Source organism: Paenibacillus praedii, assembly GCF_049725345.1.
GTDB lineage: Bacteria > Bacillota > Bacilli > Paenibacillales > Paenibacillaceae > Pristimantibacillus.
In genome coordinates this window covers 31,865-54,132 of the sequence record NZ_JBMWAM010000027.1, presented here as the reverse complement: position 1 = coordinate 54,132, position 22,268 = coordinate 31,865, and the positions used below count along the sequence as shown (strand labels likewise).

37 protein-coding genes are annotated in these 22,268 nt (G+C 46.4%); all 37 read right to left on the bottom strand.

All coding sequences use genetic code 11. The features are described from left to right. A partial coding sequence (locus ACO9K6_RS19310) for a DNA-directed RNA polymerase subunit alpha (RefSeq protein ID WP_424769173.1) occupies positions 1 to 669 on the bottom strand: 669 nt, incomplete at its 3' end. Between the two features lie 127 nt (positions 670 to 796). After that, on the bottom strand, positions 797 to 1,192 hold the full coding sequence (gene rpsK / locus ACO9K6_RS19305; protein ID WP_028609630.1) for a 30S ribosomal protein S11: 396 nt from the start codon (positions 1,190 to 1,192) through the stop codon (positions 797 to 799). Positions 1,193 to 1,211: 19 nt separating this feature from the next. Then, on the bottom strand, positions 1,212 to 1,580 hold the full coding sequence (gene rpsM / locus ACO9K6_RS19300; protein ID WP_056635935.1) for a 30S ribosomal protein S13: 369 nt from the start codon (positions 1,578 to 1,580) through the stop codon (positions 1,212 to 1,214). Between the two features lie 19 nt (positions 1,581 to 1,599). After that, entirely contained in the window at positions 1,600 to 1,713 is a 114-nt protein-coding gene (gene rpmJ / locus ACO9K6_RS19295; RefSeq protein ID WP_122906754.1) for a 50S ribosomal protein L36, read from the bottom strand. 42 nt (positions 1,714 to 1,755) lie between these two features. Beyond that, positions 1,756 to 1,971, bottom strand: coding sequence for a translation initiation factor IF-1 (infA, locus tag ACO9K6_RS19290; RefSeq protein WP_015847200.1), 216 nt, complete (start codon positions 1,969 to 1,971; stop codon positions 1,756 to 1,758). Positions 1,972 to 1,973: 2 nt separating this feature from the next. Further along, positions 1,974 to 2,255 carry a hypothetical protein gene (locus tag ACO9K6_RS19285; protein WP_424769172.1) on the bottom strand — a complete coding sequence of 94 codons (282 nt, stop codon included), beginning with the start codon at positions 2,253 to 2,255 and terminating at the stop codon, positions 1,974 to 1,976. A gap of 2 nt (positions 2,256 to 2,257) precedes the next feature. Next, entirely contained in the window at positions 2,258 to 3,022 is a 765-nt protein-coding gene (gene map / locus ACO9K6_RS19280; RefSeq protein WP_424769171.1) for a type I methionyl aminopeptidase, read from the bottom strand. Next, positions 3,022 to 3,672, bottom strand: coding sequence for an adenylate kinase (locus ACO9K6_RS19275; protein WP_424769170.1), 651 nt, complete (start codon positions 3,670 to 3,672; stop codon positions 3,022 to 3,024). The genes map and ACO9K6_RS19275 overlap by 1 nt, the downstream gene beginning before the upstream one ends. 92 nt (positions 3,673 to 3,764) lie before the next feature. Then, positions 3,765 to 5,066: a preprotein translocase subunit SecY gene (secY, locus tag ACO9K6_RS19270; protein ID WP_424769169.1), complete on the bottom strand. Its 1,302-nt coding sequence runs from the start codon at positions 5,064 to 5,066 to the stop codon at positions 3,765 to 3,767. Further along, positions 5,067 to 5,507 (bottom strand): 50S ribosomal protein L15, encoded by a 441-nt coding sequence (rplO, locus tag ACO9K6_RS19265; RefSeq protein WP_424769168.1) that lies wholly within the window; start codon positions 5,505 to 5,507, stop codon positions 5,067 to 5,069. It lies immediately after the preceding gene. Positions 5,508 to 5,587: 80 nt separating this feature from the next. Continuing rightward, entirely contained in the window at positions 5,588 to 5,767 is a 180-nt protein-coding gene (gene rpmD, locus ACO9K6_RS19260) for a 50S ribosomal protein L30 (RefSeq protein ID WP_424769167.1), read from the bottom strand. A gap of 13 nt (positions 5,768 to 5,780) precedes the next feature. Next, positions 5,781 to 6,278, bottom strand: coding sequence for a 30S ribosomal protein S5 (gene rpsE / locus ACO9K6_RS19255; protein ID WP_114383975.1), 498 nt, complete (start codon positions 6,276 to 6,278; stop codon positions 5,781 to 5,783). A 30-nt stretch (positions 6,279 to 6,308) separates the two neighbouring features. Beyond that, positions 6,309 to 6,677, bottom strand: coding sequence for a 50S ribosomal protein L18 (rplR, locus tag ACO9K6_RS19250; protein WP_424769166.1), 369 nt, complete (start codon positions 6,675 to 6,677; stop codon positions 6,309 to 6,311). A 60-nt stretch (positions 6,678 to 6,737) separates the two neighbouring features. Beyond that, positions 6,738 to 7,280, bottom strand: coding sequence for a 50S ribosomal protein L6 (rplF, locus tag ACO9K6_RS19245; protein WP_424769165.1), 543 nt, complete (start codon positions 7,278 to 7,280; stop codon positions 6,738 to 6,740). 31 nt (positions 7,281 to 7,311) lie between these two features. Next, complete coding sequence (rpsH, locus tag ACO9K6_RS19240; RefSeq protein WP_424769164.1) at positions 7,312 to 7,710, bottom strand: 30S ribosomal protein S8; 399 nt, start codon at positions 7,708 to 7,710, stop codon at positions 7,312 to 7,314. 30 nt (positions 7,711 to 7,740) lie between these two features. Next, positions 7,741 to 7,926: a type Z 30S ribosomal protein S14 gene (locus ACO9K6_RS19235; protein ID WP_037291562.1), complete on the bottom strand. Its 186-nt coding sequence runs from the start codon at positions 7,924 to 7,926 to the stop codon at positions 7,741 to 7,743. A gap of 26 nt (positions 7,927 to 7,952) precedes the next feature. Next, positions 7,953 to 8,495, bottom strand: coding sequence for a 50S ribosomal protein L5 (gene rplE / locus ACO9K6_RS19230; protein ID WP_053373908.1), 543 nt, complete (start codon positions 8,493 to 8,495; stop codon positions 7,953 to 7,955). Between the two features lie 31 nt (positions 8,496 to 8,526). Continuing rightward, positions 8,527 to 8,880: a 50S ribosomal protein L24 gene (gene rplX, locus ACO9K6_RS19225; RefSeq protein WP_424769163.1), complete on the bottom strand. Its 354-nt coding sequence runs from the start codon at positions 8,878 to 8,880 to the stop codon at positions 8,527 to 8,529. A gap of 51 nt (positions 8,881 to 8,931) precedes the next feature. Beyond that, positions 8,932 to 9,300 (bottom strand): 50S ribosomal protein L14, encoded by a 369-nt coding sequence (gene rplN / locus ACO9K6_RS19220; RefSeq protein WP_028609644.1) that lies wholly within the window; start codon positions 9,298 to 9,300, stop codon positions 8,932 to 8,934. Positions 9,301 to 9,347: 47 nt separating this feature from the next. After that, on the bottom strand, positions 9,348 to 9,611 hold the full coding sequence (rpsQ, locus tag ACO9K6_RS19215; protein WP_424769162.1) for a 30S ribosomal protein S17: 264 nt from the start codon (positions 9,609 to 9,611) through the stop codon (positions 9,348 to 9,350). 50 nt (positions 9,612 to 9,661) lie between these two features. After that, positions 9,662 to 9,862, bottom strand: a complete 201-nt coding sequence (rpmC, locus tag ACO9K6_RS19210) for a 50S ribosomal protein L29 (protein ID WP_424769161.1) — start codon at positions 9,860 to 9,862, stop codon at positions 9,662 to 9,664. After that, positions 9,852 to 10,286 (bottom strand): 50S ribosomal protein L16, encoded by a 435-nt coding sequence (gene rplP, locus ACO9K6_RS19205; protein WP_424769160.1) that lies wholly within the window; start codon positions 10,284 to 10,286, stop codon positions 9,852 to 9,854. Before rplP ends, rpmC begins: the two co-directional genes overlap by 11 nt. A gap of 2 nt (positions 10,287 to 10,288) precedes the next feature. After that, a complete protein-coding gene (rpsC, locus tag ACO9K6_RS19200) occupies positions 10,289 to 10,951 on the bottom strand; it encodes a 30S ribosomal protein S3 (RefSeq protein ID WP_424769159.1) in 663 nt (220 codons plus the stop codon). Positions 10,952 to 10,964: 13 nt separating this feature from the next. Then, positions 10,965 to 11,300, bottom strand: coding sequence for a 50S ribosomal protein L22 (gene rplV, locus ACO9K6_RS19195; protein WP_424769158.1), 336 nt, complete (start codon positions 11,298 to 11,300; stop codon positions 10,965 to 10,967). A 43-nt stretch (positions 11,301 to 11,343) separates the two neighbouring features. Then, the gene (gene rpsS, locus ACO9K6_RS19190; RefSeq protein WP_224726602.1) at positions 11,344 to 11,625 is read right to left on the bottom strand and encodes a 30S ribosomal protein S19; all 282 of its coding nucleotides are present in this window, start codon (positions 11,623 to 11,625) and stop codon (positions 11,344 to 11,346) included. A gap of 61 nt (positions 11,626 to 11,686) precedes the next feature. Further along, complete coding sequence (gene rplB / locus ACO9K6_RS19185) at positions 11,687 to 12,517, bottom strand: 50S ribosomal protein L2 (RefSeq protein ID WP_424769157.1); 831 nt, start codon at positions 12,515 to 12,517, stop codon at positions 11,687 to 11,689. A 17-nt stretch (positions 12,518 to 12,534) separates the two neighbouring features. Then, on the bottom strand, positions 12,535 to 12,828 hold the full coding sequence (gene rplW, locus ACO9K6_RS19180) for a 50S ribosomal protein L23 (RefSeq protein ID WP_424769156.1): 294 nt from the start codon (positions 12,826 to 12,828) through the stop codon (positions 12,535 to 12,537). Continuing rightward, positions 12,828 to 13,451, bottom strand: coding sequence for a 50S ribosomal protein L4 (rplD, locus tag ACO9K6_RS19175; protein WP_424769155.1), 624 nt, complete (start codon positions 13,449 to 13,451; stop codon positions 12,828 to 12,830). Before rplD ends, rplW begins: the two co-directional genes overlap by 1 nt. Positions 13,452 to 13,478: 27 nt before the next feature. Next, a complete protein-coding gene (rplC, locus tag ACO9K6_RS19170; protein ID WP_424769154.1) occupies positions 13,479 to 14,102 on the bottom strand; it encodes a 50S ribosomal protein L3 in 624 nt (207 codons plus the stop codon). A gap of 41 nt (positions 14,103 to 14,143) precedes the next feature. Continuing rightward, entirely contained in the window at positions 14,144 to 14,452 is a 309-nt protein-coding gene (rpsJ, locus tag ACO9K6_RS19165) for a 30S ribosomal protein S10 (RefSeq protein ID WP_006037947.1), read from the bottom strand. Positions 14,453 to 14,925: 473 nt separating this feature from the next. Next, positions 14,926 to 15,720 carry an ABC transporter ATP-binding protein gene (locus ACO9K6_RS19160; RefSeq protein ID WP_424769153.1) on the bottom strand — a complete coding sequence of 265 codons (795 nt, stop codon included), beginning with the start codon at positions 15,718 to 15,720 and terminating at the stop codon, positions 14,926 to 14,928. After that, entirely contained in the window at positions 15,720 to 16,634 is a 915-nt protein-coding gene (locus ACO9K6_RS19155) for an ABC transporter permease (RefSeq protein WP_424769152.1), read from the bottom strand. Before ACO9K6_RS19155 ends, ACO9K6_RS19160 begins: the two co-directional genes overlap by 1 nt. Before the next feature lie 97 nt (positions 16,635 to 16,731). Further along, complete coding sequence (locus tag ACO9K6_RS19150) at positions 16,732 to 17,805, bottom strand: ABC transporter substrate-binding protein (protein ID WP_424769151.1); 1,074 nt, start codon at positions 17,803 to 17,805, stop codon at positions 16,732 to 16,734. Between the two features lie 310 nt (positions 17,806 to 18,115). Beyond that, on the bottom strand, positions 18,116 to 19,306 hold the full coding sequence (gene tuf / locus ACO9K6_RS19145) for an elongation factor Tu (protein ID WP_424769150.1): 1,191 nt from the start codon (positions 19,304 to 19,306) through the stop codon (positions 18,116 to 18,118). Positions 19,307 to 19,419: 113 nt separating this feature from the next. Beyond that, on the bottom strand, positions 19,420 to 21,495 hold the full coding sequence (fusA, locus tag ACO9K6_RS19140) for an elongation factor G (RefSeq protein WP_424769149.1): 2,076 nt from the start codon (positions 21,493 to 21,495) through the stop codon (positions 19,420 to 19,422). A 29-nt stretch (positions 21,496 to 21,524) separates the two neighbouring features. Next, the gene (gene rpsG, locus ACO9K6_RS19135; protein WP_028609662.1) at positions 21,525 to 21,995 is read right to left on the bottom strand and encodes a 30S ribosomal protein S7; all 471 of its coding nucleotides are present in this window, start codon (positions 21,993 to 21,995) and stop codon (positions 21,525 to 21,527) included. A gap of 66 nt (positions 21,996 to 22,061) precedes the next feature. After that, positions 22,062 to 22,268 (bottom strand): 30S ribosomal protein S12 (gene rpsL / locus ACO9K6_RS19130; RefSeq protein WP_424769148.1); only part of this gene is annotated, 207 nt, incomplete at its 5' end.

Genomic DNA, 22,268 nt, shown 5'->3' with positions numbered 1-22,268 from the left:
CAAGTCCAAATGCTCGGTCAAAATTTTAGCGCCGAGGCTTACAGCCTCTTCCGGTCTAATACTGCCATCGGTCCAAACCTCAAGCGTTAGCTTGTCATAGTTTGTTACTTGACCGACGCGGGTATTCTCTACGCTATAGTTAACGCGAGTAATTGGCGTGTATATCGAATCAACGGGGATTACCCCAATCGGTTGTTCGTCCTTCTTGTTGCGGTCCGCTTGCACGTAACCGCGTCCCCGATTAGCAAAAACCCGCATATGGAGCCGCGCGCCGGAGGCCAAGGTTGCGATGTGAAGATCAGGGCTTAAAATCTCGACATCGCTGTCAGCTCGAATGTCGCCCGCTGTAATATTCCCTTCGCCTTCCGCGTCAATTTCCAACACCTTTTCTTCATCGGAGTGGATTTTCAACGAGAGGCCCTTCAGGTTCAGAATGATTTCGGTCACATCCTCAATCACTCCGGGAACCGTAGAGAACTCGTGAAGCACTCCGTCGATTTGAACCGAGGTTACTGCTGCACCCGGCAAAGACGACAATAAAATTCGGCGAAGCGAATTTCCAAGCGTCGTGCCGTATCCGCGTTCCAGCGGCTCGACGACGAAACGTCCGTATGTTCCTTCGTCATTCAGTTCTACGGTTTCGATTTTCGGCTTTTCGATCTCAATCACTAATAGTACCCTCCTTCAAACGTCGCTCCGTTACCTTACCGTTATTTTAAGTCAAACCTTGTAGTATGCCAAACCTTCACAACCATTATTCACAAGTTGTTGTTATTTGATACCACCAAGAATCCAACTATACGCGACGACGTTTCGGTGGACGGCATCCGTTATGAGGAACTGGTGTTACGTCTTTAATGAGGTTAACTTCCAAACCAGCAGCTTGAAGCGAGCGGATTGCTGCTTCACGGCCGGCGCCTGGTCCTTTAACCATCACTTCGACAGTTCTCATGCCATGCTCCATCGCTGCTTTCGCTGCGGATTCAGCAGCCATTTGGGCTGCGAACGGCGTGCTTTTACGGGAACCTTTAAAGCCAAGGTTACCTGAGCTTGCCCAAGAGATTGCATTACCGTGCGGATCCGTGATCGTAACGATCGTATTGTTGAACGTCGAGCGGATATGCGCAACGCCAGTATCAATATTTTTCCGGTCGCGACGTTTTGTGCGAACGACTTTTTTTGGTTTAGCCATTGTCGATTATCCTCCCTTCTTATTTCTTCTTGTTAGCTACAGTCCGACGTGGACCTTTACGCGTACGAGCATTCGTTTTAGTACGTTGACCACGAACAGGCAATCCACGACGGTGACGAAGACCACGGTAGCAGCCAATTTCAGTCAGACGCTTAATGTTAAGCGAAATTTCACGACGAAGGTCGCCTTCTACTTTAACAGATTTATCAATTGCTTCGCGCAGGCGAGCCAATTCATCTTCTGTCAAATCGCGAACGCGAGTGTCGAAGTTAACTTCAGCTGTTTTCAATAGTTTTTGCGACGTTGTTTTGCCGATACCGAAAATGTACGTCAGGGCGATTTCGACGCGTTTGTCACGCGGCAAGTCTACACCAGCTATACGTGCCATAGGCTATATTCCCCTCCTTCTATCCTTGTTTTTGTTTGTGTTTCGGATTTTCACAAATCACCATAACGTTGCCTCTACGACGAATGACTTTGCATTTTTCGCAGATCGGCTTAACCGAAGGTCTAACCTTCATTGTGATTACCTCCCGAATCTTTCGCAAGCAGGCCCTTATGGCCTACTTCCGATAGGTGATGCGCCCTCTTGATAAATCATAAGGCGATAACTGTATAACCACTTTGTCTCCAGTCAGGATGCGGATAAAGTGCATTCTGAGCTTACCGGAAACGTGTGCGAGAATTTGATGTCCGTTCTCCAGCTCCACCTTGAACATGGCATTCGGCAACGGTTCAATAACCGTACCTTCGACCTCAATGACGTCTTCCTTAGCCACCGTCATTCTCCTTTCGCATAAGCAAACTTCTGAATTACATAACGTAACTTGGTATTGGTCACTCTGCCTGTTTCTAACAAGCTGCTTGAAACCTCTTGACTAATGGCAGGCTGTAACTCGAGATGCAGAACGTTCTTTTTCTTCGGTTGATCGAATTTACGCTTGCCGCCATCGGCAATCATGACAAATCGTTCATCAATGATCGCTATTATTACGGCAAAGCAATCTTCGTCTTTACCGCGAAGTACTTTGACGAACTGACCAATCTGGGGACGAGCATCCATCGCTAAGCCTCCGGTTGCTGCGGCAAAATGGTCAATATTTCAAAGCCGTCCTCTGTCACGGCTACTGTATGCTCAAAATGAGCGCACCATGAGCCGTCTTCCGTTACGACCGTCCAATTATCTTCAAGCGTACGGACATATCGTTCACCGATGTTGACCATTGGTTCAATTGCAAACACCATTCCTGTTTTGAGACGAGGTCCGCGATCCGGTATGCCGTAGTTCGGTATTTGTGGTTCCTCATGGAGGTCCGCGCCGATTCCGTGCCCTACGTATTCCCGCACTACAGAGAAGCCTGCATCTTCAATAACCTTCTGGATCGCATGCGATATTGTATACAATCTGACATCAGGTTTGACTAGTTGAAGCCCTGCGTAAAGCGAAGCTTCCGTTACATCAAGCAGCTTTTGGACTTCAGGTGATACTGCTCCGACCGCATAGGTCCAAGCTGAATCGCCATGATAACCTTCATACTGCGCACCGATATCGATACTAATAATATCGCCTTCGTTCAGCTTGCGTGAACCAGGGAAGCCATGCACCAGCTCGTCATTCACAGAAGCGCAAATGCTTGAAGGAAAACCATTGTAACCCTTGAAGGATGGTACTGCACCTTGGCTTTTAATGTACGTGTCAGCTATTTGGTCAAGCTCACGAGTCGTGATGCCTGGTTTCACAGCCTGCGCCATTAGCCGATGCGTTTCCGCAACGATGCGTCCAGCTTCCCTCATATATCGCAGTTCCGATTCGGATTTGCATATAATCATTACAATGAACCTCGCAAGCAAGCAATGATGTCAGATGTTACAACATCAATGTCTTTCTCGCCATCGACTTCGCGCAGAAGACTTTTAGCGCTGTAGTAATCAAGCAGAGGCGCAGTTTTGGATGTATACTCATCCAGCCGCGTGCCCACTTTTTCCTCTGTATCATCTGAACGCTGATACAACTCGCCGCCATCCTTGTCGCAAATGCCTTCAACCTTAGGTGGGTTAAAGACCACATGATACGTTGTTCCACATGTTTTGCAAATTCGTCTACCTGTGAGACGAGCAAGCAGAAAACTGCGGTCAACCTTCAGGTTTACTACATGGTCAATGCTGCGGCCAAGCTCGGACAGCATTCCGTCAAGCGCTTCGGCTTGCTGAAGTGTACGAGGGAAACCATCAAGCAAAAACCCTTTTTTGCAATCGTCTAGTTCAAGACGTTCTTTAACGATACCGTTCGTAATCTCATCAGGAACGAGCAGGCCTTGATCGACATACTCCTTCGCTTTGATTCCGAGTGCGGTTCCTTGTTTCATAGCGAGGCGAAAAGCATCGCCAGTGGAAATGTGAGGAATTCCGAACTCTTCCACGATTCGTTCAGCTTGCGTACCTTTACCGGCTCCCGGAGGGCCCATGAATAAAATGTTCATTGCCGAGTTCCTCGCTTTAAGCACAATAGGCTCGTGCGGGCTTTCGCGCCACCATCGTTGACGAAAGCGAAAAGCCCGTTTAGAACCTATTGTTATTTATTGATAAACCCTTTGTAATGGCGTTTGATCAACTGGCTCTCAATTTGCTTCATTGTGTCAAGGGCAACCCCGATTACGATGAGCAAGGAGGTGCCGCCTAGCTGCACTGAGCGCGGTAATCCAGCAAGTGCTCCGAAGAACACCGGAAGAACAGAGATAAGAGCCAGGAAGATTGCGCCCGTCAACGTAATGCGCGACATCACGCGCGTCAAGTAAGACGAGGTTGGCTTGCCTGGACGAATACCTGGAATGTATCCGCCGTTCTTCTTCATCTGATCAGCCATTTGCACCGGATTAATTTGCACAAAGGTGTAGAAGAATGTGAAACCGATAATTAACAGCACGTACAATACCATACCAAGCGGCTGGTCATAATTCATGTTGTGAATGATCCAATCAGCCCAAGCCGCAGTGGACCAGAACTGAGCGATCGTAATCGGGAACATGATTAGCGATACCGCGAAAATTACTGGAATAACGCCTGCGCCATTTACTTTCATCGGAATGTGTGTCGACTGTCCGCCGTACATTTTCCGACCAACAACGCGTTTAGCGTATTGTACTGGAATTTTGCGAATACCTTGCTGTACGAAGATGACACCAACAATGATTGCGATGATCGCAACCACGATCAGAACCACCTTGACGATATTCAAGAACAACTGATCTTGAGCGCCTACGAATTGATCTTCATAGATCGTCCGAATGTGACCTGGAATTCCTGCGATGATCGCCGCAAAGATTAGAACCGAAATACCGTTGCCGATTCCTTTCTCCGTAATTTGCTCACCTAGCCACATCAAGAATGCTGTACCCGCAGTCAAGATAATCGCGATTACCAGATAATCTACGAAGGTCGCGCCAACAATCATCTCATAACCGTATTGACGGTTAAATCCGATTGCCGTTGCGAAACCTTGGACCAAACCAAGTACAATCGTACCATAACGGGTAATTTGAGCAAGCTTACGTTTACCGTTCTCGCCTTCCTTCGCCCATTCCGCAAACTTAGGAATAACATCCATCGATAACAGCTGCACGATAATCGATGCTGTAATATATGGCGTGATTCCGATTGCGAAGATGGAGAACTGGAACAATGCTCCTCCAGAAAACGTGTTAAGCAAGCCGAACAGATCCGCTCCGGCTGAATCAACCTGCTTAAACACATCCTTGTTAACATCAGGTACCGGAATAAAAGAACCGATACGATAAATTAATAAGATGAAAAGAGTGAAGAGGATCCTTGTACGAAGATCCGCCACCTTCCAAATGTTGGACACGGTCTTGAACAATTAGATCACCTCGGTTTTACCGCCGGCAGCCTGGATTTTCTCTACCGCAGATTGAGAGAACTTGCTTGCTTTTACAGTAAGTGAAACGTTAATTTCACCATTACCCAAAATTTTGATTCCTGCGAGCGGGTTCTTTACGATACCTTGCTCGATGAGAACTTCTGGAGTGATTTCTGTCCCTGCTGCAAAGCTGTTAAGCTCTTCAATGTTGACAATCGCATACTCTGTACGGAAACGGTTGTTAAATCCGCGTTTCGGCACTCGACGATACAAAGGGTTTTGTCCGCCCTCGAAACCAGGACGAACGCCGCCGCCGGAACGAGCGTTTTGACCTTTGTGACCTTTACCGGCTGTTTTACCATTACCGGATCCGATACCGCGACCCTTGCGCTTAGGCGCTTGAGTCGAGCCCGGTGCTGGTGCTAGCTCATGCAATTTCATCGTTCGTGCACCTCCTTATTTAATTCTGCAAGCATAAACGGCTAAAACCGACCACTGGCGGCTTAGCCTTTAGTCTATTCTTAAACTTCTTCTACTTTTATCAAGTGATTAACGGAGTTAACCATGCCGCGGATAGCTGGGCTATCGTTCAAAACAACGGACTGGCGAATCTTGCGAAGACCGAAAGCTTCTACCGTTGCACGTTGTTTCTCGTTGCGGCCAATTAAACTGCGAACGAGGGTGATTTGCAATTTAGCCATCGTATTTCCCTCCTTAGCGTAACAGCTCTTCGACTGTTTTTCCACGAAGCTTCGCAACATCTTCCGCACGTTTCAAACGGGAAAGACCTTCAAGCGTCGCGTTAACCATGTTCATGGAGTTCGAAGAACCTAGGGATTTCGTCAAAATGTCGCCAACGCCAGCAAGTTCAAGTACTGCACGAACCGGGCCGCCGGCAATAACACCAGTACCCTCGGAAGCAGGCTTCAGGAGAACTTCTCCAGCGCCGAAATGTCCGAGTACAAGGTGAGGAATTGTTGTTCCTACGAGTGGAACATGGATCAGGTTTTTCTTAGCATCCTCAATACCTTTGCGAATCGCATCAGGTACTTCGCCTGCTTTACCGATCCCTGCGCCAACGTAGCCTTTGCCGTCGCCGACTACTACAAGCGCGCTAAAGCTGAAACGGCGTCCGCCTTTTACAACCTTCGCTACGCGATTGATATTAACAACTTTTTCAGTCAGTTCTAACGTATTAGGATCTACACGCAAGTCATTTAACCTCCTTATAAGTAAAGTCGATTAGAATTCCAGGCCAGCTTCGCGTGCTGCTGCAGCAAGCGCCTGAATTCTACCGTGATACAAGTAACCGCCGCGATCAAAAACGACTTGGGTAACACCCTTCGCTTGAGCGCGCTTTGCAATCAATTCGCCGACTTTAGCAGCCGCTTCGATGTTACCACCGTTGCCGATTTCGCCAGTCAATTCTTTGTCTTGTGTGGACGCCGACGCTAGCGTTACACCTGCTACATCATCGATTAATTGTGCGTACATATGCTTGGAGGAACGGAATACAGATAGACGCGGACGTGCAGCTGTACCGTTAATTTTTTTACGAACACGTAGGTGTCTTTTCAGACGTGCCTTGTTTTTATCGCCCTTCGTAATCATTCAAGGTTCACTCCTTTCTCAATGCCTTAAGAAGCTATCTTAAGCAAACGTGACGTTTGCTTATTTTTTCTTACCAGCTTTACCTTCTTTGCGGATGATGCGCTCGCCTTCATACTTGATACCTTTACCTTTATAAGGTTCAGGCTCACGTACGGAACGGATTTGAGCAGCAACTGCGCCAACGCGCTCCTTGTCGATACCGCGAACTGTAATTTTGGTGTTCGCAGGAACATCGAACTCAATACCAGCCTCGGGAACAATTTCCACCGGGTGGGAATAACCAACGTTAAGAACGATCTTATCGCCGGTTTTGTTTGCACGGTAACCTACGCCTACCAGCTCAAGATTTCTCGAGAAGCCTTCAGTAACGCCGCTCACCATGTTAGCGATGATGCTGCGAGTAGTTCCGTGTAAAGAACGATGCAATTTATTGTCGGAAGGACGTTCGATTACGATTTCAGTTTCCGCAACATTCACTTTCATATCCTTGTGAATTTCGCGGGAAAGCGTACCTTTCGGTCCTTTAACAGTAATAACTGTGTTGTCCAAGTTAATGCTTACGCCGTTAGGCACTTGGATCGGTTTACGACCAATACGGGACATTGTTACACCTCCTGTCTTTGTGACTTGTTACTTACCAAACGTAGCAAACGACTTCGCCGCCGGATTTAACCTGACGAGCTTCTTTATCCGTCATAACCCCTTTGGACGTGGAAATAATTGCAATTCCAAGGCCGCCCAATACGCGTGGGATTTCAGTTGATTGTGAGTAAACGCGAAGACCTGGTTTGGAGATACGCTTCAAACCTGTAATAACGCGCTCTTGGTTAGGGCCGTATTTCAAGAAAATACGAATAATCCCTTGTTTGTTGTCTTCGATATATTCAGCATCGCGGATAAAACCCTCGCGCTTCAAAATTTCTGCGATTTGCTTCTTGATTTTCGAAGCGGGCATTTCAACCGTTTCGTGACGAACTACATTCGCATTACGAATGCGCGTCAGCATATCTGCAATCGGATCAGACATAACCATTGTGTTAACCTCCTTCCCGAACTAGGCTTATTACCAGCTTGCTTTTTTAACGCCAGGAATCTGGCCCTTGTGTGCTAACTCGCGGAAACAAATCCGGCAAATTTTAAACTTTTGCAAAACAGAATGCGGACGGCCGCAACGCTCACAGCGCGTATATGCACGCACTTTGAATTTCGGTGTGCGTTGCTGCTTCACTTTCATCGAAGTTTTTGCCACTGGGTATTACACCTCCTAAAAGTGGATTACTTCGTGAACGGCATGCCCATTTGGGTCAGCAGCTCACGAGATTCTTCGTCCGTTTTTGCCGTCGTGACGATGACGATATCCATACCGCGCACTTTATCGACTTTATCGTACTCGATCTCTGGGAAAATCAACTGCTCTTTCAAACCAAGCGTGTAGTTACCGCGACCGTCGAACGCTTTGTTCGATACACCACGGAAGTCACGTACGCGCGGAAGAGAAATGTTGAACAGTTTGTCAAGGAAGTGGTACATACGCTCACCGCGTAATGTTACTTTCACTCCGATTGGCATGTTCTCACGAAGCTTGAAGCCTGCAATAGACTTCTTTGCACGAGTAACGACTGGCTTTTGACCGGAAATGATACGTAGTTCTTCAACAGCTACATCAAGGATTTTCGAATTGGAAACCGCTTCGCCTACCCCCATGTTGATAACAACTTTCTCGATTTTCGGCACTTGCATAACAGACGTATAGTTGAACTTCTGCATTAGAGCAGGAGTTATTTCGTTTAGAAAACGACCTTTCAATCTTGCTGCCATTGTTCATGGACCTCCTTTCCTACCGTAACGATTAGTCGATTACTTCTCCGGAACGCTTCGCGTACCGAACTTTTTTACCGTTGTCCAGCACTTTGTATCCGATACGCGTTACGTTACCGCTCTTCGGATCAATATGCATAACGTTTGACACGTGTACTGCCGCTTCTTGCTCGATAATGCCGCCTTGCGGGTTCGCTTGGGAAGGACGCGTATGCTTCTTCACCATGTTTACACCTTCAATGAGAACGCGGTTTTCACGAGGATACGCAGCGATAACGCGGCCTTTCTTACCTTTGTCTTTACCGGTAATGACGATGACCGTGTCGTCTTTCTTCACGTGCAATTTATTGTTATGGGATTCAAGTACTTTTTTCAGCCTTGGCATGAGTTACACCTCCTGCACGCTTGTGCTTTCAAGCTTATATAGAGTTCTTTATTAGATAACTTCTGGAGCAAGCGATACGATTTTCATGAAATCTCTATCGCGAAGCTCACGAGCAACTGGTCCAAAAATACGAGTGCCGCGTGGGCTCTTGTCTTCCTTAACGATTACTGCAGCATTCTCATCGAATGCGATGTAGGAACCGTCTTTACGGCGAACCGAACGCTTCGTGCGAACGATAACCGCTTTAACAACGTCACCCTTTTTGACAACGCCGCCTGGTGTTGCCTGTTTGACGGAACAAACGATCAAATCGCCAATGTGACCAACGCGACGTCCCGTTCCACCAAGTACACGGATACACATCAATTCTTTAGCGCCGGAGTTGTCAGCGACAGCTAAGCGCGAAAATGGTTGTATCATTTCAACGTCCTCCTTTCGGGAAAATGCTTAGGAACTAGATACGCTTATTAAAGTACAACAGCTACTTCTACAACTTCTACAAGTCTAAAGCGCTTGTCTTTGGAAAGCGGACGAGTCTCCATGATTTTCACGATGTCGCCAATTTTCGCTTGGTTTCCTTCATCGTGTGCTTTAAATTTTTTCGTAACTTTAATGCGTTTATGGTACAAATCGTGTTTTTTGTATGTCTCAATAGCAACTACGATTGTTTTGTCCATCTTGTCGCTTACGACTTTGCCAATTAGAACTTTGCGGGCATTGCGTTCGCTCATGTTCTTCCTCCTTCCTTCAACCGTGATTATGCTTTCGTATAAGGTTAATACTAGCTGCTGATTCCGAGTTCTCTTTCACGCAAAATCGTTTTAGCACGAGCTATTTCCTTACGCACATCACGGATACGAGTCGGGTTGTCCAGTTGGCCTGTTGCCAGTTGGAAACGCAGGTTGAAAAGCTCTTCTTTAAAACCAGCGACCTGTTGTTCAAGCTCAGCAGAGGTTAGGTTTCTAAATTCACTAGCTTTCATTTGCTTCACCACCCACTTCTTCACGCTTCACGAACTTCGTTTTGATCGGCAGTTTGTGAGCCGCAAGACGCATCGCTTCACGAGCTGTTTCTTCGGATACACCTGCAAGTTCAAACAGGATTTTACCTGGTTTAACTACGGCTACCCATTTCTCAACGTTACCTTTACCACTACCCATACGAACCTCAAGAGGCTTTTGAGTTATTGGCTTATCAGGGAAAATTTTGATCCAAACTTTACCGCCACGTTTGATGTAACGAGTCATAGCAATACGAGCCGCTTCGATCTGACGGTTAGTGATCCATGATGGTTCTAGAGCTTGAAGACCAAATTCTCCAAACGCTACTGTAGTGCCGCCTTTAGCGCGACCCTTCATATGTCCGCGTTGTTGTTTGCGGTGTTTGACACGTTTAGGTACCAACATGATTAGTTGCCTCCTTCCTGGGGAGCTTTCTTCTTAATCGGAAGGACTTCGCCGCGATAGATCCATACTTTTACGCCGATACGACCGTAAGTTGTATGTGCTTCTGCTGTGCCGTAGTCAATATCTGCGCGCAGCGTATGAAGTGGAACTGTTCCTTCGCTGTAGCCTTCCGAACGTGCGATTTCCGCGCCACCGAGACGACCGCTAACTGCGGTTTTGATCCCTTTAGCACCTGAACGCATGGAGCGTTGAATTGCTTGCTTCAATGCGCGACGGAAAGATACACGACGCTCAAGTTGTTGTGCGATGCTTTCCGCTACAAGAATAGCGTCAAGATCTGCATGTTTGATTTCAGAAATGTTGATGTGTACTTTTTTGCCGTTAGTGATTTTTCCAAGCGCAGTACGCAGGTTTTCTACTTCGGAACCGCCTTTACCAATAACCATACCTGGTTTTGCGGTTTGGATCGTTACGTTCACGCGGTTAGCTGCACGTTCGATCTCAATGTGAGAAACTGCTGCGTCTTTCAGCTTGTTTTTCAAATATTCACGGATTTTAACGTCTTCCATAAGAAGATCGCCGAAATCTTTGCCCGCGAACCATTTGGACTCCCAATCACGGATAACTCCGACCCGGAAGCCTACTGGATTTACCTTTTGACCCACACGTAATCCCTCCTTATTTTTCAGATACCACCAAGGTAATGTGGCTGGTTCTTTTATTAATCCGGCTTGCGCGTCCCATAGCACGAGGACGGAAACGTTTCATCGTCGGTCCTTGGTTTACGAAAGCTTGCGAGATGAACAATTTGTTCACATCCAGCTGATAGTTATGCTCAGCATTCGCAATAGCTGAGTTAAGCAGCTTCTCCATAATTGGGGATGCAGACTTCGGCGTGTGACGCAAAATTGCGATTGCTTCACCAACCTGCTTGCCGCGAATCAAATCCGCAACCAGCTGTGCTTTACGAGGAGCAATACGAATGAATTTAACGTGCGCTTTAGCTTCTGGCATGTAGGAACCTCCTCTCGTTCATTTAGAGATGTTTAAGGGCAAATTAACGTCTGCCCGTTTTTTTGTCATCGCCTGCGTGACCTTTGTACGTACGAGTCGGTGCAAATTCACCGAGCTTGTGTCCAACCATATCTTCCGTCACATAGACCGGCACGTGCTTGCGTCCATCATATACTGCAAACGTGTGACCAATGAATTGCGGGAAAATGGTCGAGCGGCGGGACCAGGTTTTGATAACGACTTTTTTATTACCTTCGTTCAAATCCTCGACTTTTTTAAGCAGGTAACCGTCAATAAACGGCCCTTTCTTTAAACTGCGACCCATTCGAGTTCCTCCCTTCACGAGAGCGTGATATCGATATCACGCGATTTGAATCAAGCGATTATTACTTCGTGCGACGACGAATAATATATTGGCTCGATGCTTTTTTCTTCTTGCGTGTTTTGTATCCAAGAGTCGGCTTGCCCCATGGAGACATAGGCGACTTGCGTCCGATTGGAGCACGGCCTTCACCACCACCGTGTGGGTGATCGTTAGGGTTCATGACAACACCGCGGACTTCAGGACGCTTGCCCATCCAACGGGAACGGCCAGCTTTACCGATTTTGATAAGCTCGTGATCTTCGTTTCCTACGGAACCGATTGTAGCACGGCAAGTATTTAGAATGCGGCGAACTTCGCCGGAGCCCAAACGAATCGATACGTATCTTTCTTCTTTACCAAGAAGTTGAGCTTCCGTACCAGCAGCACGAACCAATTGTCCGCCTTTGCCTGGTTTCAATTCGATGTTGTGGATAACTGTACCGACTGGGATATTCACAAGCGGCAACGCGTTACCAGTTTTAATATCAGCTGTAGGGCCGGACATGATTTGATCGCCGACTTTCAAGCCTTTTGGTGCGATGATGTATGCTTTCTCACCATCAACGTAGTGGATCAAAGCGATATTGGATGTACGGTTCGGATCGTATTCGATCGTCGCAACGTTACCAATGATGCCGTCCTTGTTACGTTTGAAGTCAATGATACGGTATTTACGTTTGTGTCCGCCGCCATGGTGACGAACCGTAATTTTACCTTGGTTGTTACGTCCAGCTTTTTTGAAAAGCGGAGCAAGCAACGATTTCTCCGGTGTACTTGTCGTGATCTCTTCGAAAGTCGAGACGGACATGTTACGACGAGCTGGAGATGTCGGTTTGTACTTTTTGATTGGCACTTCGATTCCCTCCTTTTCTAAACAGACGTTTCAAAGAATTCAAGTTCTTTGCTGTCAGCGCTCAGTTGAACGATCGCTTTTTTCCAATCCGGTCTGTAGCCGCTATGTTTACCATAACGCTTCGGTTTACCCGCTACACGCATTGTGTTAACGCCGGTTACTTTTACTTTGAAGATTTGTTCAATTGCATTTTTGATTTCGGTTTTGTTCGAACGAAGATCGACTTCAAACACATAACGTTTGTTAGCCATGTAATCGCTCGTACGTTCCGTAATAACCGGGCGCTTGATAATATCGCGTGGATTTTTCATTACGCAAGCACCTCCTGTACTTTCTCTACTGCTTCTTTGGTAATGATGAGTTTGTCATATACCAGTACATCCAGAACATTGATGCCGTCAGCTGCGACGAACTTCACACCTGGAATGTTACGAGCAGACAATGCTACGTTATCTTCGTAGTTAGCCGTAACGATAAGCGCCTTACGGTCAACTTTAAGGTTGTTAAGGATCGTTGCGAACTCTTTCGTCTTAGGAGCCGCGAATGTCAGTTGATCAAGAACGATAATTTCGCTCGCGATAACTTTCGAGGACAATGCGGATTTGATCGCAAGACGACGAACTTTCTTAGGAAGCTTGAATCCGTAAGAGCGTGGAGTCGGTCCGAATACTGTACCGCCGCCAACCCATTGCGGGGAGCGAATGCTACCTTGACGAGCACGGCCAGTACCTTTTTGTTTCCAAGGCTTACGACCGCCGCCGCGTACTTCAGAGCGTCCTTTTGTTTTGTGCGTACCTTGACGTTCAGCAGCTTGCTGAAGAACGACAGCGCTGTGGAGAACATGCTTGTTCGGCTCGATACCGAAAACCGATTCAGCCAGTTCCACTTCGCCAACTTGAGCGCCGCTCACGTTGAATACTGTTACTTTAGGCATTTCTGTTCCTCCTTTCTTTAAGAGCAATTAGTTCTTAACCGTTTGTTTTACTTTTACAAATCCGTTTTTAGGACCAGGAATCGATCCCTTTACAAGAAGAACGTTACGCTCTGCATCTACACGGATAACTTCAAGCTTTTGAATCGTAACCGTTTCTGTACCCATATGTCCTGGTAGACGTTTACCCTTTGGTACGCGGTTCGCTTGGATGGAACCCATCGAACCCGGTCCGCGGTGGTAACGGGAACCGTGAGACATTGGTCCAGTGCTTTGTCCCCAACGCTTGATAACGCCGGCAAAGCCTTTACCTTTCGAAATACCTGTTACGTCAACGAATTCGCCTTCAGTGAAAAGATCAGCCTTCACTTCTTGGCCAACTTCATAATCAGCCAGGTTAATTCCGCGAATCTCACGAACGTAGCGCTTAGGAGTCGTTCCCGCTTTACTAGCGTGGCCGATCTCTGGCTTAATCGATCTTGACTCTTTCTTATCGGAGAAACCGAATTGTACGGCTTCATAGCCATCGTTCTCTTGGTCTTTCTTCTGCAGCACTACACAAGGACCAGCTTCGATAACCGTTACTGGAACGACATTACCATCAGCGGTAAACACTTGAGTCATACCAAGTTTTTTCCCTAAGATACCTTTCATGTTGACACCTCATTCCCTCTCTATAATCACGTATGCTGGTATTACAGTTTGATTTCGATATCTACACCGGATGGTAAATCCAGGCGCATCAACGCATCAACCGTTTGCGGCGTTGGGTTAACAATGTCGATCAAGCGCTTATGAGTGCGCATTTCGAATTGCTCCCGTGAATCCTTGTACTTGTGCACCGCACGGAGAACAGTGATGATTTGCTTTTCCGTTGGCAACGGAATCGGCCCGGATACGCCTGCACCGGAACGTTTTGCAGTTTCAACGATTTTCTCTGCGGATTGGTCAAGAATTCTGTGATCGTATGCTTTCAAGCGAATACGAATCTTTTGCTTTGCCATATAAGTCCCTCCTTTTATCGCCCAATTTATTATCGGACATACTCCGCGAGAAAAACCCTGACACATGCCCCATGGCAAAGGGGCCGGGTGTGTCGGCAACCTCTCACATCATCGCAACGTCAGACCAACAGTCAATATTATACCGAATCAATTAGGCAATTGCAACAATAATGTTACTTGTTTTGCATAAAAGATTATTTAGCGGGCAATGCGGCTGTTCTGCACTAGAATTAGTCTTATATGACTCCTGGTTTTAATGAATTAGCAGCTGTATCAGCAAGTAAAACATGTAAGAACAAAATAAATGCAGCGAACAAGTGCCGCTGCTTTCCTTTATTATCAAGAAAATGTTTAATGAAGACGGAACGGAGGGAAAAGCGGGCAGCTAAAGAGTTAACGTCCTGCTTTTCACGCAGTGAAGTGTTTCATCAGCTTTCCTCTCACTGCCATATCCGTAACGTCTTCATTCAAACTTACCCAAGCACGATTCGATCGTCAGCCAGTTTCTTGCCGCTTATTCGCTCAAACTCGCCGAGCAGCTGCTCAACGGTAAGATCCTTCTTGCGGTCTTCTGGCACATCTAGTATGATACGACCTTTGTCCATCATAATCAGACGATTACCGAGACGAATCGCTTGCTCCATATTATGTGTAACCATTAATGTCGTCAGATTCATTTCACGAACTATGCTTTCAGTAAGCGTCGTGATAAGTTCAGCTCTAGCTGGGTCCAGTGCAGCCGTATGCTCATCCAGGAGCAGGATTTGCGGCTTCGTGAATGTAGCCATAAGCAGGCTCAGCGCTTGCCTCTCTCCGCCTGATAATAGACCAACCTTTGCGCTGAGACGATTCTCCAAGCCAATCCCCAGGCGCTGAAGCTCTTCCTTAAAGATAGCACGCTTGGCTCTTGTGACTCCTAATGAGAAGCCGCGCGACTTTCCTCTTGAATAAGCCATCGCCAAATTTTCTTCAATAGACATGCGCGGAGCGGTTCCAGCCATCGGATCTTGAAACACTCTGCCGATCCACCTGCTGCGCTGGTGTTCAGACAATCCGCTAACATTCCTGCCATCGATGCGCACTTCGCCGGCATCTGGCTGCATCACGCCTGAAATAATATTCATTAGTGTCGACTTTCCTGCACCGTTACTTCCAATGACGGTAACAAAATCGCCTGGTTTCATATATAAATTCGCTGCTACGAGAGCAGTCTTCTCATCCACCGTACCCGGATTGAACAGCTTGGATACCTTCGCAATTTCCAGCATCAGCGCCCACCTCCCAGTGGCTTTTCTTCAAGCTTAGCAAGCACTTCAACCGTTCGTTTGCGCGCCAGACTTTTCTGCTTCCATACTCTCCGCATATAAGGAATGATGAGCGCAAAAATTACGATTATCGCTGTAATCAGCTTCATATCGGATGTCTCTAACCATTCAACTCGAATCGCAAAAGCAATAATAATTCGATAAATAACAGAGCCCAATATAACTGCCAGCGTTGCTCTAAATATCGTCTTCGCACCGAATATAGCTTCACCGATAATGACGGAGGCGAGGCCGATGACGATCATACCGATACCCATGCCGTTGTCAGCAAACTTCTGATAATGTGCAATCAAACCGCCTGAAGTAGCAACGAGCGCATTGGATAACGCGATACCAAGAATCGTTGTAGTGTCTGTGTTGGCTCCAAAGCTTCGAATCATTCGAGCATTATCACCGGTGGCCCTTAGGCTTAAACCCAGATCTGTCTTAAAAAACAAATCAAGTGTAATTTTCACGACGATGATGAAGATGATCATGAATACAAGAATCGATACATTTTCAAATAAATTAGCTTCATTCCTGAGCGATATATTTGGTTTGCCCAAAATACGCAGATTTATGGAATATAAAGCAATCATCATAATAATACCTGAAAGCAATCCATTAATTTTGCCTTTTGTATGAAGCAATCCCGTACATGTACCCGCTAAAGCACCACCTAAAAAAGCACATACAATCGCAATCCATGGTGCTATACCATTCAATGTCATGACCGTGCCTATAGCAGCACCTGTCGTAAAGCTTCCATCAACCGTTAAATCCGGAAAATCGAGAATGCGAAACGTAATGTATACGCCAAGTGCCATAAGTGCATATAACAATCCACTTTCTACTGCACCTTGCATGGAGACCAGCATAGATATACCTCCTCTAGCATAACAAGGGGGTGAACGAATAGTACCGATCACCCCATGTATCCGATGTTTTTATTATTTTTATCAAAAAAGCAGCAGCTTACTCGATAATATTGTTCCCTGGATCCTTAACCATACTTTTCATTTCGTCCGTAACGGTAACACCTTGCTCTGCAGCAGCTTTCATATTAATAATGAAGTCCAGCTTCTGTGGAACCGTAACATCCATCTCGCCAGGATTTTTACCGTTTTTCAAAATCTCAACGGCCATTTGTCCTACTTCGTAACCATGATCATAATATTTAAAACCAACTGTTGCAAATGCACCCTTCTCAACTGTATCGCGGTCAGCGGAGAAAAACGGAATGTCATTTTCATTAGCCACTTCAATGATAGCATCCGCGCCGCTAACTACCATATTATCAAGTGTGATATACAAGGCTTGTACGCGTCCAACTAATGAATCAATCGCTTGTTTTACGTCAGAGGATGTAGCGACTGGAGCCTTCACAAGCTCGATACCATGCTTAGCTAATGCTTCTTCCGCAATATTTGCCATAATAACTGCATTGGTTTCACCTTCATTAATGACAAGCCCAACTGCTTTTACATCAGGAAAATGAGCTGCTATGAAATCCATCGTTTGAATAATTGCGTCTGGATTTGTATCGGCCGCACCAGTTACATTGCCGCCAGGTGCTGCTAATTGCGGTACAATACCTGCGTCGACAGGATCTGTAACGGCTGCGAATAATACAGGTCTGTCCGTTACATCATCGACTAAAGTTTGTGCTGTCGGAGTTGCAATACCCAATGCAAGATCGCTATCGCCAGTTGCAATTTTCTGCGAAATAGTTTTAAAGTTAGTTGCATCACCTTGTGCATTGTTAAAATCTATTTCCAAATTCTTGCCTTCCTCAATGCCAGCATCCTTGAGCGCATCGATAAAGCCTTGACGTGTTGCATCAAGCGAAGCATGCTCAACAACCTGAGAGATCGCAATTTTATACACCTTTTCAGGATCTCCTCCCGTATTCGCTTCATTGCCTTCATTTGTTGATACATTGCTGCCTGTGTTTCCTGTGTTACCAGTACTGCCTGTGTTTGCGCCGCAAGCAGCAGTAATAACCATAACCGATGCAAGTGCAAGGCTTAGCCAAAACTTTCTTTTCATCCTCTTAATCCCCTTCCATTATTATCGTCGCCTGTTCGGTGCTGCTCATTTGGAGCTAATCGGACACAGCTGAGCTTTATCGCTTTCTCTCATTAAAGACTATGACTGTACGTTAGCGTACGCATAAATCGAGCAAAGACGACCCTATTTTACTATTCCCTAATATTAAATGGGCCAGAGTATACAGTCAATCACAACTTTAATATAAAAATATGCCACCTACATTAAGGATTTCTTGTAATCACAACTTAAAAGAGCCCTCACCGAAGTGAGGGCTCTTTTTAAACGCAGCGGCTAAAGCCGCTTTGCCTTATTTTTGGATAGAAGCTACAGCGCCAGCGCCTACTGTACGGCCGCCTTCACGAATAGAGAAACGAGTTCCCTCTTCAACAGCGATTGGAGCGATAAGCTCAACCGTTACAGTGATGTTGTCGCCTGGCATTACCATCTCAGTGCCTTCTGGAAGGTTGATGATACCCGTTACGTCAGTTGTACGGAAGTAGAACTGTGGACGGTAACCAGTGAAGAAAGGCTTGTGACGGCCACCCTCTTCTTTAGTAAGAACGTAGATTTGTGCTGTGAAGTTTGTGTGTGGTTTAACCGAACCCGGTTTAGCCAAAACTTGTCCACGCTCAATGTTGCTGCGTTCTACACCGCGAAGCAATGCGCCTACGTTGTCCCCAGCTTGAGCGGAGTCAAGCAATTTACGGAACATTTCAACGCCTGTTACTACGGACTTACGGGATTCTTCAGCAAGACCGATAATTTCTACCTCGTCGCCTACTTTGATAACGCCACGCTCTACGCGACCTGTAGCAACTGTACCACGGCCAGTGATTGTGAATACGTCCTCGACAGGCATAAGGAAAGGCTTAGCTGTGTCGCGCTCTGGAGTTGGGATGTAAGTGTCAACTTGCTCAAAGAGCTCGATGATTTTGTCAGCCCAAGGACCCTCTGGGTTAGCAAGAGCCTCACGTGCTGCACCACGAATAATCGGAGTGTCGTCGCCTGGGAACTCATACTCAGTAAGAAGGTCACGAACTTCCATCTCTACCAATTCAAGAAGCTCTTCGTCTTCAACCATGTCGCATTTGTTCAAGAATACAACGATGTAAGGAACGCCAACTTGCTTCGAAAGCAGGATGTGCTCACGAGTTTGTGGCATTGGACCGTCAGTAGCGGAAACTACAAGAATAGCTCCGTCCATTTGAGCAGCACCAGTAATCATGTTTTTTACATAGTCGGCGTGACCTGGGCAGTCAACGTGTGCGTAGTGACGAGCAGGCGTCTCATACTCAACGTGAGCTGTCGAGATTGTGATACCGCGCTCGCGCTCTTCTGGAGCTTTATCGATTTGGTCAAATGCAATTGCAGCACCGCCATATTTTTTGGAAAGTACAGTTGTGATAGCTGCTGTCAAAGTCGTTTTACCGTGATCGACGTGACCGATAGTACCGATATTAACGTGCGGTTTGTTACGTTCAAATTTAGCCTTAGCCATTGAACTTGAGCCTCCTCAATATATCATGAATTTTTTATGTGTGGGCCGGCATCTGGTTTGCAAGCAAACTGAGGTGACGGCCAAAAGCAAATGGTTTATAAGAACAAAAGCAATTACTCGCCTTTGTGCTTAGCAATGATCTCTTCGGAGATCGATTTTGGAACTTCTTCATAGTGAGAAAGCTCCATGGAGAATACGCCACGTCCTTGTGTACCGGAACGTAGTGTTGTGGAATAACCAAACATCTCGGAGAGAGGTACCTTAGCACGAATAATTTGCGCACCTGCGCGACTATCCATACCTTCGATACGACCACGACGGGAATTCAGCATACCCATAACATCGCCCATGTACTCTTCAGGAACAGTAACTTCTACCTTCATGATTGGCTCAAGAAGAACTGGCTTACATTTTTCTTTAGCAGCTTTAAGCGCCATCGAACCTGCAATTTTAAACGCCATCTCCGAGGAGTCAACATCATGGTAAGATCCGTCTACAACTACAGCTTTGACATCAACGAGCGGGAAGCCGGCTACTACACCGTTCTTCATCGACTCTTCAATACCAGCCTGGATAGGAGCGATAAATTCACGAGGAATTGAACCACCAACTGTTTTGTTTTCGAATATAAAGCCTGAACCTGGCTCAAGCGGTGAAAACTCAACCCAACAATGACCGAATTGACCTTTACCACCTGATTGACGTACAAATTTACCTTCAACCTTCGCAGCTTCACGGAACGTTTCACGGTAAGCAACTTGCGGTTTACCAACGTTTGTTTCCACTTTGAATTCGCGGAACATACGGTCAACGAGAATTTCAAGGTGAAGCTCACCCATACCAGAAATAATCGTTTGGTTTGTTTCTTCATCCGTATGTGCACGGAAAGTAGGATCTTCTTCCGCCAATTTGGAAATTGCGATACCTAGTTTATCTTGGTCAGCTTTCGTTTTTGGTTCGATCGCAACCGAGATAACCGGCTCAGGGAAGTTCATAGACTCAAGAATGATCGAATGTTTCTCATCGCAAAGTGTGTCACCTGTAGTTGTATCTTTAAGACCAACTGCGGCAGCAATATCACCTGAGTAAACTTCCGAAATCTCTTGACGTGAATTCGCGTGCATTTGAAGAATACGTCCAATCCGTTCACGTTTGCCCTTAGTTGAATTAAGAACATACGAACCAGATTTCAGCACTCCGGAATAAACGCGGAAGAACGTCAGTCTACCAACATAAGGGTCAGTCATGATTTTGAAAGCCAAAGCCGCGAACGGCTCTTCGTCTGAAGATGGACGTACTCCTTCTTCACCGTCTTCAAGTATACCTTTAATTGAAGGTACATCGAGTGGTGAAGGCAGGTAGTCTACTACAGCATCCAACATCATTTGAACACCTTTGTTACGGTAAGAAGATCCAACGATTACTGGGAAGATTTTAACTTCGCAAACACCCTTACGGAGTGCAGCTTTGATTTCTGGAATTGTAATTTCTTCGCCTTCCAGATATTTCATCGTTAATTCTTCGTCCAGCTCGGCAACCTTCTCAATCAATTCCGTACGAAGCTCTTCGACTTGGTCGGCGTACTCCGCAGGAATAGCGATTTTCTCAGGATCTTTCCCGAGATCATCTTTGTACGTATATGCTACGCGTTCAACAATATCGATTACGCCTAGGAAATCATTTTCAGCGCCAATCGGAATTTGGATCGCTACAGCATTAGCTTGCAGACGCTCACGCATGTCCTTGATAACATTTAGGAAGTCTGCGCCAATGATGTCCATCTTGTTGATGTATGCAATCCGCGGAACGCCGTAACGGTCAGCCTGACGCCATACAGTTTCAGACTGCGGCTCAACGCCCTCTTTTGCACTGAAAACGCCTACGGCCCCGTCCAATACGCGTAGGGAACGTTCAACTTCAACTGTGAAGTCTACGTGTCCCGGGGTGTCGATAATATTGATGCGGTGTCCATCCCATTGAGCGGTAGTCGCGGCAGACGTAATCGTAATGCCGCGCTCTTGTTCTTGTTCCATCCAGTCCATCGTAGCTGCACCTTCGTGCACCTCGCCGATTTTGTGGGTACGGCCCGTGAAAAACAAGATCCGTTCAGTAGTTGTGGTTTTACCAGCATCTATATGCGCCATAATCCCGATGTTACGCGTATTTTTCAAGGAGAACTCTCTTGACATAAAATTGTCTCCTCTCGAATGTTAAGATTCTACCAGCGGTAGTGAGCAAACGCTTTGTTTGCTTCTGCCATTTTGTGAGTGTCTTCGCGCTTCTTAACAGCTGCTCCAGTATTATTGGATGCATCTGTAATTTCAGCAGCTAAACGCTCTTCCATCGTTTTCTCACCGCGGTTACGTGAGTAGTTCACGAGCCAACGGAGACCAAGTGCCGTACGGCGCTCTGGCTTAACTTCGATAGGTACTTGGTAGTTTGCACCGCCGACACGGCGTGCTTTAACCTCAAGTACTGGCATAATATTTTTCAAAGCTGCTTCGAACACTTCCATCGGATCTTTACCCGTGCGTTCTTGAATCAGTTTGAAAGCATCATACAATAGTGTTTGTGCAACGCCTCTTTTACCGTCAAGCATAATGCGGTTGATTAAGCGTGTTACCAGCTTGCTGTTATACAGCGGATCTGGAAGCACATCACGTTTTGTTACAGGACCTTTGCGTGGCATGAGAAAGTCCCCCTTTCTTCTAGTAGTTGTTATTTCAAGCTTTTCAATAACCCATTAGAGCTATTCTTATGATTTTTTAACTTTCGGACGTTTCGTACCGTATTTCGAACGAGATTGGTTCCGATTGTTAACGCCTGCAGTATCAAGTGCGCCGCGAACGATATGATAACGTACCCCTGGAAGGTCTTTTACCCGTCCGCCACGAATCAAGACCACACTGTGCTCTTGCAGGTTATGTCCGATACCTGGAATGTACGCTGTAACCTCTACGCG